Genomic DNA, 12,537 nt, shown 5'->3' with positions numbered 1-12,537 from the left:
ATTTCGCGTGTCCGGAAATTATATCATAAAATTCTTTTATTATTGATTCGATGGCTGATTTATCAAACGTGTCCATGATTTACTATCTCACATTGGTATTGATATCTTATTGTTTAGAGGTTCCAAATTGACGCCATTCATCCTTTATATATTTTCACGAACGGAATTTTTTATTGAGAGCTTCCAGGGCGGCGTCGGGAACGAGGCCGGATATATCGCCGCCGTTAGCGGCGACTTCTTTGACAATCATCGATGACAAATAAACCCACGACAGGGCTGGCATGAGAAAGACAGTTTCAATATCGTGGATTATGCGGCGATTCATCAGAGCCATCTGAAATTCAAACTCAAAATCGGATACCGCCCTGAGGCCCCTGATAACGGCACAAGCGCCGACGTCGCGGGCATAATTAGCCAAGAGACCTTCGAATGATTCCACCCGAACGCGGTCTTTGCCGGCAACTGCCTTTTGAACAATCTCCAGTCGTTCATCTATCGTAAATAGAGTTTTTTTGGTACTGGCTTTGGCGACGGCGACAATTAATTCATCAAAGAGTCCGATGGCTCTTTCAATAAGAGATATATGACCATTGGTAGTCGGATCAAAAGTTCCGGGGTAGATGGCGATTTTCTTTTCATTTTTATTCATAATGAAATACCGATACGGCCGAATCTCCGAAACGGCGCGTTTTTATTTTTCGTACATCTTCGGGAACAATATTCCCGGCATGTTCCAAGATAAACAATCCTCCCGGTTTTATCAAAGAGTATTCCGATATTTCAGATGCGAGTCGGTCGGGTTCTATCAAATCATACGGAGGATCGGCAAAGATAATATCGAATCTTTTTGATTCACTTTTAAGGATTTGGAAAGCTTTGATATAATCAGCATTCAATATGCGGGCCCTTAATTCAAGTGAATCCAAATTGGTTTTGATAATACCGGTGGTTTTGCGATTTTTTTCAATCAATATCGCCGACGCCGCGCCCCGGGAAAGAGCTTCGATAGCCAGCGCTCCCGAGCCAGCGAATAAGTCGAGAATGTCCGCGTCTTCGATATCATGCTGGATCATTGAGAAGATCGCTTCACGGACGCGGCCCAGGGTAGGGCGGGTATCGCGGCCGGAGGAAGTTTTGATAATCCGCCCCTTTAGATGTCCTCCGGTAATTTTCAGGCTCATTCGACCGCCAATCCGAGGGGGATCAAATACATTTCCAGCGGAAATGATTTTTCATTATCGGGAAGCGATTGAAAATAACCTTCATGAAATTTCGGCAGGGTCAATTCCATTGCCATTTGTTCGTCGATAGCCGATATGATAATTTCATCGCGCGCGCAACCGCCGCATACAATTAAACGGCTTAAAGGAATAGTGACGCCGTCGTTGAATAATTCGTTTTGCTGATAACTCAGAGCCATCCTTAGCTCTCCGGCCAGCTTTCGAGCCAATTCGACGCTCATATCATCATGGATTTCGGCTTTGAGATAATCAATGGCTTGTAGTTTTCGCTTATAAATATATGCGACTGTGATTATATCCGACTCGATATTAATCAGAGCCTGCAAATCTCCCGGTTCGATGCGGCAGAAAGTCAGATACCCGGCGGTCAGGGCGACAGCGTCGAGTTTGAATCCTGAAGGGCGGCGAATTTTTTTTTCACATTCTTCTATAAGTTCATCAACAACATGGCGGCGATAGGCAATCGTTAAAAATTGCTGAAAGCCGTTATCGGATTCCAGCGGAAGATTATCAAAATAGAATTCGTTTTCGGGCTCGAGAAGACATTGCGACATCTCAAATTGCGCGATGGCCGAAGCGTTAAAAAGGGAGCTTTGCTTTATTTTCAATTTCTTGATCTGAGCAATGCCATTGCCAACGCTGAAAAAAATCCGACCGACATCAAATTCGCAATTTTCGAGACTGTCAAATTGTTGGATTGATTTGACAATAGGCCGGGCGCCGTCATGAGAAACTCGGGCAATCAAAAAACCGTGGTCGATACGCGTCAACCCATATATATCCGATCCGTTGTTCATGGCATGGTTACTTTGAGATAAGGTTTAATCTGTTTTAACTTAGCCTCTCCGATTCCGAGCACGTTCACAATAGAATCAACCGCGGGGAATTTACCGTATTGGGCACGATAGTCAATAATTCTTTGCGATAAAATCGGTCCCAAACTCGGGACGAGCTCCAGCGAGTCGGCGGGAGAATAATTGAGATCGACTTTCAGATTGGTTTCCAATGATTCAATTTGAGAAATCTTCCAGGCGCTGGCGGGACGCAACGGTTTGATATAATAATCACGAATAAATTTATAACTCCCGGCCATAACAACTATAACCGCCAGCACTACCAGCGTCCGCATTTGCTCCCGGGAAAAATCAAAAAATCTATTCATGGTAACAACGTCCTGCCTCAAAAAAATATACGTCATGCATGTAAAAAAACAAGAGACGAAAAAGAAAAAAGATATGTCAAAGAAATAAAACTCAGAATTAATTATCGGATATTTGATAGACCCCGGCAGTCTTATACAGATCGCACAGCCGGGAATCAAACAGGTCGAGGAAGGCGTGGGCTGATTTTTTGAATTTGGTATGAGGAGGAACTCCGGTACAGAAACGCAGATAATCCTTTAATTCATCATCAAAACGTTGTTGAATTATTAAACCTTTGGTATCTCCGATTGAAAACTCGAACATGAGAGCGGCGTCGGCTTCGTTGGCGGTCATAAATGAGAGGAGATGCTCGCTGGAGCGGGCCGGAATGAGTTTGTTCTGCAGGGTATTGTACAGACGGCGATTGTTGAGAATGCGGCGCGCCAGTTTACCTTCGTATTCCCACTGAGGATTAACTATCGCCACGCGCCTTAGATTTTTGTCTTTCCAGTTCTTGACATCTTTGCAGGCGGGGCCGTTAACGCGAGTGACCATGACATAGGATAAGCGGAAGGCGCAGGAGTAGATATTCCTGTCGAGAAGGCTGTTTTTGATGAGTTGATCGTGCCGTTTGGGATTGTTAATTATAAAAAGATCGATGGCGGCATCGGATTTGGCCAGTATTAATATACTGTCGGAAGCGACGTAGCGGATAGTCACGGCAATATCGTTGTCTCGTTTAAACTGCGTGGCGACGGTATCAAGCAGTCCTTCGAGATATTCCGGAGCCGCAACTGTCAGACGCGCCTGGATACTCCTCGGCACCTCAACGCAGGAAAGGAGGGGGCATACCCCAATGATGATTAAAACCTGAATTAATCGTTGCATACTAATTGATGGTATTATTAGCCAATATTCATTTCAACAAAAAAAGGCGAGAGCAAAAAAGCCCTCGCCTATTATTGTTAATATAGATTAAGAGCGCCTAATTGACGCTTGAAATTATAACCTCACCCAGATTGAGAGCGCGGATGCCAGGTTCGATCTTTTCCCGGTCGCCGACTACAATTATAAGCAACGCGTCGGGGTGAATTTTCTTTTGGGCCAGTTCATTGGCTTTATTCATGTCAACACCATTAATCTTGCCAATATACGTATTCCAATAATCCATCGGCAGGCCATAGGATACCAGCGTACCGAGCTGGCCAGCGATACCGCCGATGGTTTGGAAGCCCCGCGGATAACCGTTGGCGTAATTATTACGGCTATCGGTGAGTTCCTTGTCGGTAATGGGAATCTCACCTCGGATACCTCGGATTTCCTTCATGAATTCGGTAAGCGATTCGATCGTCTTATCGCCCTGAACCTGAGAGTAGCAGGCGAACGCTCCCTGGCCTTTACGGGAGGAGAAGATCGAATAGGCCCCGTAAGTATATCCTTTATCCTGGCGAAGGTTTAGGAATAATCGTCCAGTCGAGCCGCCGCCCAGTATATTGGTTACGACTGTTGAAGGCACATATTCGGGGTCTTTGCGGCTTTCAATTAAGTTGCCGGCAAAGATCACGCTTTGAGTCGCTCCCGGTTTGTCGATGATACATATTTTTGTCTCAGGCAGAGGCGCTACACGCTTCAAAGAAGTTTTGGGAATATCACCCTTCTTCCAATTCTTGTATGCCTTTTCCAGCCAGGATTTGGCTTCATCCAGAGTAATGTTACCTACGACTACCGCGGCGGTGTTATTGGGCCGATAATATTTTTTGTAATAATTCTCCAAATCAGAGCGAGTGATAGCCGTAATTGACTCTTCGGTACCCGTGCCGGTGTACGGTTGGCCGTATGGATGATCCGCGCCGTACAGCTCGCGATTGAACGCTTTGTAGCAAGTCGTAAACGGCTGCATTGCCTCCTGCTTAATGCGACCCAAATAAATTTGTTTCTGCCGATCGAGTTCTTCCTGAGGGAAAGTTGGATTGATGACTACGTCGGCCGTCAAATCCAAAGCCGCATCAAAGTTCTTCTTCAGAACATTTAGATTGACGAAAGTATTGTCCCAGCCGCTGCCGACTCCGAAATCGGCTCCGAGGGCGCGGAAAGCGTCGGAGATTTCCAGAGCGTTTCTGGTTTTGGTACCTTCATTAAGAAGTTCGGAGGTCAGCGATGAAGCTCCCGGTCGATCTGAAGGATCGCAATCATAACCGCTATTAATAATCAGGTTACATTGAATCAGCGGTAAATCATGATCTTCGACCAGGTATAATTCTATTCCGTTAGATAGCGTCGCGGTCTGAATAGTCGGTGGCGTGAAGGACGGCTTTTCGGCTCCGGGAGGATTTACTGCCATATCGATGGCTAACTCAGATGCCGATAACTGGCTTTTTGGATAAACTGAAAGAACAGCTCTTTTGTCGGACTGCATATATGTTCTCATATATTTCAAAATGTCATCAATAGTTGCGTTTTCATATCGAGCTTTATCCCAGTTGAAAATATCCGGCTCGCCAAGGAATATATTGTAGGCGTTCATTCTATCGGCCATGCCGCCAAAGCCACTTATATTATCGAGCTGGCGTATGAATCCGGATTCCCAATTGATGCGGGCCAGTTCAAATTCTTCGGGAGTGATGCCGTTGGTCATGATATCATTTAAGATATTGTTAATTTCCTGCTCGATTTCTTCAAGAGATACACCCGGTTTGGCGGTCGCCTGAATTTGGAAATGACTGCCGATTTCACGCGATGATTGAAAGGCGGCGACATCCTGAGCAATTTGCTTATCGTAAACGAGAGATTTATAAAGGCGCGAAGTCTTTCCATCGGTGAGAATACTGGCCAATAAATCAAATTCGGCATCGCCCGGCGCGTAATACGGAGGAGTATGCCAGACCATGTGAACGCGTGCCAGTTCCACATTATCCTCGTACGAAGCCCGCTTTTCAGAGGTCAAAACCGGCACCCAGTTATGATTTCGCTTCACTTTGGGCCCCGAAGGAATCGGTCCGAAATATTCATCTACCCATTTCTTAGCCTGGGCAGGATCAAAATCACCCGCAATGCAAAGCGAAGCATTATTGGGCGCATACCAGGTTTTGAAAAATCCTGAGACATCGTCCATTGTAGCCGCTTCCAAATCCTCAGTGTATCCTATCGTAATCCAGCTATAAGGATGATGCGGCGGATAGAGCATTTCACGGAGTAGTACACGCACTTGGCCATAAGGCGCTTCATCGTAGTTTTGACGTTTTTCATTGATGACCACGCTGCGCTGATTGTCAAGGCGCTCCTGGGTCATGGCCGGCAAAAGGTATCCCATTCGGTCGGCTTCCAGCCAGAGAGATTTTTTCAGATAATTGCTGGGCATAGTTTCCCAGTAGCGGGTTCCATCGGAATTGGTTCCCCCGTTATTGATTCCACCAAAGACAGCAATATCTTCGGCAAACAAGACGTCATGATGTTCCGAACCCTGAAACATCAAATGCTCAAATAAATGAGCAAACCCGGTTCTTCCCCGGACCTCGTTTTTCGAACCGACATGATAGTAAACATTGACCGTTACCATCGGTATGGTATGATCTTCATACAGGATCACATCCAACCCGTTAGGCAGGGTGTATTTTTCAAATTTCAGCTCGGGCAGGTCATCGGCTAAAATCGATGATACAAAAAAAGCCGCCATCGCCACACAGACGACCGCGACTACGCGGTAACTCCTCATAATAAATCCCTTTCTGATTGATATTTATTTTGAGTGAAACGTATAGTCATAATAGTGTAGAATATACAAAAATTTAGCCCCTCTTGCCGCTAAATATTAAACGAAAAACGAAGTGTAATTGTTGCATGTGGGAGAAGGGAAATGAATAGTTATCCCTTCGGATAAATCGCACTCAATTAATCCCAATTGTAAAATCTCACACCAGTACCGTCTGCTCTCTTGCGGGGCCGGTGGAGAGGAGCAACAGTTCTACATTAAGTTCCCGGCAGATGAAACCGACGTACTCGCGAGCCTTCTGAGGCAGTTCGGTGTATGAAGTCACTCCCTGAGTTGATTTTTGCCAGCCGTCAAAAGTCTTGTAAATCGGTTTGACATCGGCGATGCGGCGCATATCGGTCGGGATATTTTCGATTATCTCACCGTCGAGTTCATAAACGGTGCAAACATTGATTTCATCGAAATGATCAAGGACGTCGAGTTTAGTTATCGCGATTTTGTCGATGCCGTTTATGCGGCAGGCGTGTTTGAGCTGAACCAAATCGAGCCATCCCGTTCGCCGCGGGCGGCCGGTAGTAGCTCCGAATTCTCCGCCATGTTTACGCAGCTTTTCTCCGATTGAATTATCCAGTTCGGTCGGGAACGGTCCTCCCCCGACGCGGGTGGTGTAGGCCTTGACGATACCAACGACTTCATCAATCATCCCCGGGCCGATCCCCAGTCCGGTCAAAGCTCCGCCGACGGTCGTATTCGATGACGTGCAATATGGATAAGTTCCCAGATCAACATCGAGCATCGCTCCCTGAGCGCCCTCAAACAAAATCACGGCTCCGCTCTGATGCCCTTCATGCAGCATCAGGGACGTATCGGTCATCATCGATTTGAAAATCGGACGCACGGCAATCAATTCGCCCATTAGTTTTTCACAGTCAACTTGTTTTTCCGGGGGGAGTTGGTCGAGCATATATTTTTTATTACGGCAATGGGTTTCGATTTTGTCACGCAGCCTATTATCGTCGAACAAATCGGCCAGTCTGATACCAGTCCGTTCGACTTTATCCTGATAAGCAGGACCGATGCCGCGTCCGGTCGTACCGATACCCTTTTTGCCCCGCTGACCTTCTTCAAATCCGTCCAGAGCGAGGTGATACGGCATAATCAGATTAGTAGCGGCAGAGATAAATATACGGTCGGTATAATCGATTCCGGCTTTTTTCAGCGTATCCAATTCTTCGATAAAGACAAAAGGATCGAGGACGACACCGTTGCCAATCAGGCAAACTTTTCCGGGATGGATTATACCCGACGGAATCAGGTGCAAAATATATTTTTGACCTTCAACGACAATCGTGTGACCGGCGTTGTTGCCGCCCTGAAAGCGGGCAACCATATCGGCTTCTCGGGAAAGTAAATCAACAACTTTGCCTTTACCTTCATCGCCCCACTGTGAGCCGACTACGACGCGGTTTTTTCTCTCTATGCGACCGCCCTGCGTATCCATTGTAAAACCTCTTTTCTCCCAGTATTGTTTTTGGCGGAAAACGGAATTAAATTTCCCTCGCTTTCATCGCCGTACAAAATTCTCTTCAATTTGCTAATGGCTAAATTAAGCTGGCTTCGTTTGAGCTTGTCGGTTTTAGTCATAACAACGACAAACGGCAACTGACGATTTATGATCCACTCCAGTAACGTCATATCGTCGGGCTGGATATCGCGGCGGCAATCGAGAAGCAGGACCAGCCCTTTCAGGTTTTCGTTGGTCGTCAGATAGCCTTCGACCAGTTGTCCCCATGATTTTTTGACTTTGAGTGGTACTTTGGCGAATCCGTAACCGGGCAGATCGACCAGGTAGAATTTGTCTTCGACCAGAAAGAAATTGAGCGCCTGGGTTTTTCCGGGGGTGGATGAGACTTTGGCGATTTTTTTGCCCTGAGTGATCTGATTTATCAGGGCTGATTTGCCAACGTTGGAGCGTCCGGCGATGGCGACCGCTTTGCGAGTATCAGATGGAATTTTCCTGTTATCATAATATGAGGCTATAAAATTAGCGGCGAGCAGACCACTGGCCACGGGAAGGTCACCTCCGGAAAATTACGTCTCTTGAAGCCGCATTAAGGTATCACTCAGAAAGCCCCGAAGCAAGCGTTTTATTTGGTTTTTTGGTATAAGTTTAGACCCCGCGCAACCCGCCTCCGCCACCCCGGCTGGAAAATATTTTCATCCAGGTGTTGTTTTGAATAGCAAATGGTGCTTGGATATTTTTTGTTTTTTTGAGGGCAGATATATTTGAAAGGACAAGACTCTTCAGGAGTATAATTGAATGAACTATTTAACTAATCGTAGAATTTCTTTGGTTGTCTATTGGCAATGCATGAAAGTGTATTAGGTTTGCAGCAACCTCCTCGACCATCACCCAATTTAAACATAAATTCATCTGTACTGGGACGGACTTGACATAACACTAGAGTACTTTGCGCTGTGATCAAATTGTGCCAAAATTGGTGCAAGGGAATTGAACTTGCCTCTTCGCTATTGCTCATCGTAACCAGTGTGCAGGCGTCGACAGTTTTGCGGGGATGAAGCCCAACGGGCTTCAGCCAAAAATTCACATCTTTATAGCGTCCTGTGCGATTGGCTGGAGCCCCGAGGGTTCCTTCCTTGTATTCGAAAATTTGTTTTAACGCCGGAGGAAAATATGCTAAAATATACCGAGGGCATCAAGGATATCTCAAAAGATGATATTCTCAGATTGTATAATTCAGTCAATTGGACCACCTATACAAAAGAACCGGATAATCTCATTAAGGCCATAAAAAATTCTACCCATGTAGTTATCTGCACCGAGAATGATAAGCTTATCGGCCTGGCGCGCTGTCTGTCTGACGACAGCGCTATCCACTACCTCCAGGATATTCTTGTTGATCCGGCCTTTCAGCATCGCGGGATTGGCCGTGAACTTCTTAATCGATGTTTGAAGAGATTCGAACATGTCAGGGCGCATGTTCTTCTCACCGATGATGATGAAAAACAAAAACTTTTTTATGAATCCGTCGGCTATACCAGTACAAAATCATTGAAAAAAACTGTATTAAACTGCTTTGTAAAAATGCCGGGAATGAATTTGGAGTGAGCTGTTAGGAATTACCTCGCAGTTTAAAACAGTAGGTCGGGAGCCCTGTGCTCCCGACAATCCCGCGAAGCGGGATAATTATGATAATGGCGGCATCACAGGGATGCCGCCCTACTAACTGTTAGAAAGCTTTTAGCAAGAAATTTATATTAGAAGGGCAAATCATCATCTTCAAAATCTTCATTTGGTTTATATTTACGAATGATTCCATTAATCCTATCGGGTACGCCGAAAGCCTTTTCGACTTGATTATTATTGTTGCAGGCCGCCTCCATTCGATTGAGTTGCTCATTAGTGAAATCACCAATACCAGTCATCTTTTTTGATACAGCCTTTGACGCAGCAAAAGAATGTGACTCTTCTAATCCCACAACAAGTGATTCTTGCATTATGGATGTAGTTGATACTTGTTTCAGAAGTACGTCAACCAAATTTGATGCGAGAATCGATGGCTTCAGCAAGTTACCGGCAAGGCCTTGATGGTTGCCAATGAAGCCATATGGGTTAAGACCAAGACGGACTGGAATAACTAATATCCGCCTGCCAAGCGCGAATCCTATTTCTTGATCAGTCCATTTGCTTTCGTGGAATTCCTCCGTAAGGAGAGCAGCCATTGCATTCATAGATATAAGTGCTTTCTGTATCTCATTTTGCCATATGGCATTCGGTTCAATGTCTTCGTGTGCGACGAAAGAAGATATGCCATAGAATTGAAGCTCGTCTTTCAGGGCTCCAACGTTTTCCTTGTGAGTAGCTACGTGGCTGAGAAAAAGGCGTAAGTATCCCGGTATCCACAAGCGATTTGATTCCTTGTCAGTCAAAGGCGTGGTAATAGACGTTGAATTTTGCACTAACTGAGGAGCGATTAGGACTTCAGTTATATATTGATTGCTTTTCGAACGAAATATGGTTTCGATCTTTTTTTCGATCGTCTTCTTAATCTCAGGGATTTTTGGTTCAATTTCGCTGAAAAGCGCAATTTGTATCTCCAAAATGAGTGAGTAATAATGTGTTCCACCATCCCAATTATCATAGTTACTGTACTCTATACTTGCATGAGCGGATCGCAAAAGGTTAGCTACATCACCAGTTTTCTGCCTCTCAAACACCTCAATCAGAGTATTAACAACCTCCTCTACGCTATAAGGGAACGAATATTCTTCCATCGGTCATGCCTGGTATTAAATCTTTCACCGAAAAGTTCAATAGCGACTCAATAGATAACTCAATTGCCCACAATTATATTCATAATACCATAAGTATATGATAATGGCAATCACTTTATTGACTTTCCCAATTTTTACAAAATTTGCCATTAATTACTAACATCTCCCATTTTGTATGAAGAAAGGGAACACACCCCATCCCGCTTTGCGGGATACCCCTCTCAAGACAGGCAAAAGCCTGGCCGGCAAAAGCCTGGTAGGGGAACAGGCGACGCCTGTTTTCAGGGTCGCTCGCGAGCGACTCCTACAGGAAAAATATGAATGCTTTAGTAATCACCACCGATTTGATATGACCCAAAACGTTAATCTGAGGAAACAAACCCATTTTAGAAGTTGCTCACTGTTCCGTCGGTTCCTTAGCGAAGCGGTGAACCGACGGCAGATCAACCACGCGACAGCCAAAAACAGGCCTTCGCCTGCGAAAAAGGACAAAACGAACCCAATTCTCCGCAACCCAAAACAAAACAATAAATTACAAGGAATTTTCGCAAAAACTAATGTGGATAACTTTAAACGATAGAATGTCATTGGCTCCACAGCCTCACTGTGGGAAAAGCCATTGACATCTCCGCAATTTTCGGATGTACTGCGGTTGATATTTTTGCGAGATTAACATATCTTCCGGCGGAGTCGAGTGTAAAACATATTGGAGCGTCGATGAATATGGCCGTTTATTTTGTCGATAGATATAAATGAGGTAGTGACGTGAAGTTTTCAGACAAAATTATCTTCTTCTCCATGATTTTATATAGTTGTTTAATGATGGCCTGTGGGGAAGAATCTATCCGTCCGCCTCATTCCGCCATTACTCTGACCGATTCTATCCAACCCGACCAGGTGACGACCAATGCCCATATTTATCTTTACAAGAAAGGGTATAAAACAACCGATTTGCTGGCTGATGAAATTCAGCAGTTTACTCAGCGCGACTCAATGATCGCGATAAACCTGCATGCTGATTTTTATGATTCTCTGGGGCAGCGACTATCGACTTTGACCTCGAAATGGGGCTATATTCGCCAGGATGATAATTTTATGGCAGTCAATGGCGAGGTTGTGCTTATCGGCGAGGATTCGGTAACTCTCCTGACGGAATATCTCGAATGGGACGGCCAAAAAGATTCGGTCGTTACCGATAGTTTTGTAACCATTATCCGACCGGGAGGCGATACTTTGACAAGCAGAGAGGGGATGCAGTCGGACCCTCAGCTCAAAAATATTTCATTCAAGAAAGCGAGCGGACGATTGACCGATGTAGAAAAGGTGAAAGATGAAAATCGCTAAATTAATATTTTTTTGTATTATCGCGCTGGGCATCTCGGGAACGGCTGTAGTAGCGGATGTGTCGCGCGATAAAGCGATTGAGATCGGCAAAGAAGATATCAGGAAACTAACCGACCAGTCCTATCATTACCGCGTCGATTATGATACGATTATCATCCTTCCGGTTCATTCGAAATCAATGCGCAGAGACAATTTCTATCTTTTGTATTTCCTGAAGGATGGTTTTTTTCAGGCCGAGATTGAAGTCAATAAGAAAACGGGGAAAACGGCTCTATTGTCAATTGAAAAGATGTCGCCGCCTTATTACGAGATGCATAATGGCAAGTTCAGCTATCATCATTACGATCCCGATTCGGTTATCGTCAAGGTCAAAAAGCGGCATAGCATCACAACTGATTCATTGAGGCTCGTTTATTTTGGCATTATTCCAAAATTCGGCAAACGCGGAGTTGTCTGGGAAATTTATTCGGCTCGCGGAACGCATTACCAAATCCCCGGAGCGGGAATGGTCACGAGACAAAACATCATTCGGGATCTAAATCAAAGTCAATGGTTTCCCGGAAATCATGCCGCCGATGAGATTCGGTATAAAGAATTAATGGAAGAAATTGAGCGCATCAATAATCTAACTGAAGATGATCGCAACGAACTTAATTTGACGCCGGAAAAATTACAGGAATATATCGACACTCTTGAAGGCGAGAAAAAAGATATTCTGCTCCGCTTCTCGGCGCTGAGAAAACTGGAAAAAGACTGGAATAAGAAGTAGCTATCAATTGTTCGATGAGCCGCCTGCGGGCGGCTT

At 45.1% G+C, this 12,537-nt stretch carries 12 protein-coding genes; 3 read left to right on the top strand and 9 right to left on the bottom strand.

Annotated elements, in window-relative coordinates; all coding sequences use genetic code 11:
- Positions 1 to 154: 154 nt before the first annotated feature.
- From coaD to yihA, 8 genes are all read right to left on the bottom strand, one after another.
- On the bottom strand, positions 155 to 649 hold the full coding sequence (coaD, locus tag V3V99_04740; protein MEE9441955.1) for a pantetheine-phosphate adenylyltransferase: 495 nt from the start codon (positions 647 to 649) through the stop codon (positions 155 to 157).
- Positions 642 to 1,181 (bottom strand): 16S rRNA (guanine(966)-N(2))-methyltransferase RsmD, encoded by a 540-nt coding sequence (rsmD, locus tag V3V99_04735; GenBank protein MEE9441954.1) that lies wholly within the window; start codon positions 1,179 to 1,181, stop codon positions 642 to 644. Before rsmD ends, coaD begins: the two co-directional genes overlap by 8 nt.
- Positions 1,178 to 2,038, bottom strand: a complete 861-nt coding sequence (locus tag V3V99_04730; GenBank protein MEE9441953.1) for a hypothetical protein — start codon at positions 2,036 to 2,038, stop codon at positions 1,178 to 1,180. The genes rsmD and V3V99_04730 overlap by 4 nt, the downstream gene beginning before the upstream one ends.
- On the bottom strand, positions 2,035 to 2,403 hold the full coding sequence (locus tag V3V99_04725; protein ID MEE9441952.1) for a helix-hairpin-helix domain-containing protein: 369 nt from the start codon (positions 2,401 to 2,403) through the stop codon (positions 2,035 to 2,037). The genes V3V99_04730 and V3V99_04725 overlap by 4 nt, the downstream gene beginning before the upstream one ends.
- A gap of 97 nt (positions 2,404 to 2,500) precedes the next feature.
- Complete coding sequence (locus tag V3V99_04720; GenBank protein MEE9441951.1) at positions 2,501 to 3,208, bottom strand: substrate-binding domain-containing protein; 708 nt, start codon at positions 3,206 to 3,208, stop codon at positions 2,501 to 2,503.
- A gap of 160 nt (positions 3,209 to 3,368) precedes the next feature.
- On the bottom strand, positions 3,369 to 6,095 hold the full coding sequence (locus tag V3V99_04715) for a pitrilysin family protein (protein MEE9441950.1): 2,727 nt from the start codon (positions 6,093 to 6,095) through the stop codon (positions 3,369 to 3,371).
- A 196-nt stretch (positions 6,096 to 6,291) separates the two neighbouring features.
- Positions 6,292 to 7,593, bottom strand: a complete 1,302-nt coding sequence (locus V3V99_04710; GenBank protein ID MEE9441949.1) for an adenylosuccinate synthase — start codon at positions 7,591 to 7,593, stop codon at positions 6,292 to 6,294.
- The gene (gene yihA / locus V3V99_04705) at positions 7,569 to 8,162 is read right to left on the bottom strand and encodes a ribosome biogenesis GTP-binding protein YihA/YsxC (GenBank protein MEE9441948.1); all 594 of its coding nucleotides are present in this window, start codon (positions 8,160 to 8,162) and stop codon (positions 7,569 to 7,571) included. The genes V3V99_04710 and yihA overlap by 25 nt, the downstream gene beginning before the upstream one ends.
- 625 nt (positions 8,163 to 8,787) lie before the next feature.
- Between yihA and V3V99_04700 the strand changes: the two genes are divergently transcribed.
- A complete protein-coding gene (locus tag V3V99_04700) occupies positions 8,788 to 9,222 on the top strand; it encodes a GNAT family N-acetyltransferase (GenBank protein ID MEE9441947.1) in 435 nt (144 codons plus the stop codon).
- A 149-nt stretch (positions 9,223 to 9,371) separates the two neighbouring features.
- On the opposite strand, the gene V3V99_04695 is transcribed toward V3V99_04700, so the two are convergent.
- Positions 9,372 to 10,388, bottom strand: a complete 1,017-nt coding sequence (locus V3V99_04695) for a toll/interleukin-1 receptor domain-containing protein (protein ID MEE9441946.1) — start codon at positions 10,386 to 10,388, stop codon at positions 9,372 to 9,374.
- 765 nt (positions 10,389 to 11,153) lie between these two features.
- On the opposite strand from V3V99_04695, the gene lptC reads away from it, so the two are divergent.
- Together lptC and V3V99_04685 are read left to right on the top strand one after the other, a co-directional pair.
- A complete protein-coding gene (gene lptC, locus V3V99_04690) occupies positions 11,154 to 11,732 on the top strand; it encodes an LPS export ABC transporter periplasmic protein LptC (GenBank protein MEE9441945.1) in 579 nt (192 codons plus the stop codon).
- On the top strand, positions 11,719 to 12,501 hold the full coding sequence (locus V3V99_04685) for a hypothetical protein (GenBank protein MEE9441944.1): 783 nt from the start codon (positions 11,719 to 11,721) through the stop codon (positions 12,499 to 12,501). The genes lptC and V3V99_04685 overlap by 14 nt, the downstream gene beginning before the upstream one ends.
- The last annotated feature ends 36 nt before the right edge of the window (positions 12,502 to 12,537 follow it).

This window comes from Candidatus Zixiibacteriota bacterium, from assembly GCA_036480375.1.
Taxonomy (GTDB): Bacteria; Zixibacteria; MSB-5A5; order GN15; family JAAZOE01; genus JAZGGI01.
Note: the sequence above shows the minus strand (reverse complement) of the source record. Positions and strands in the feature narration are given on the sequence as shown.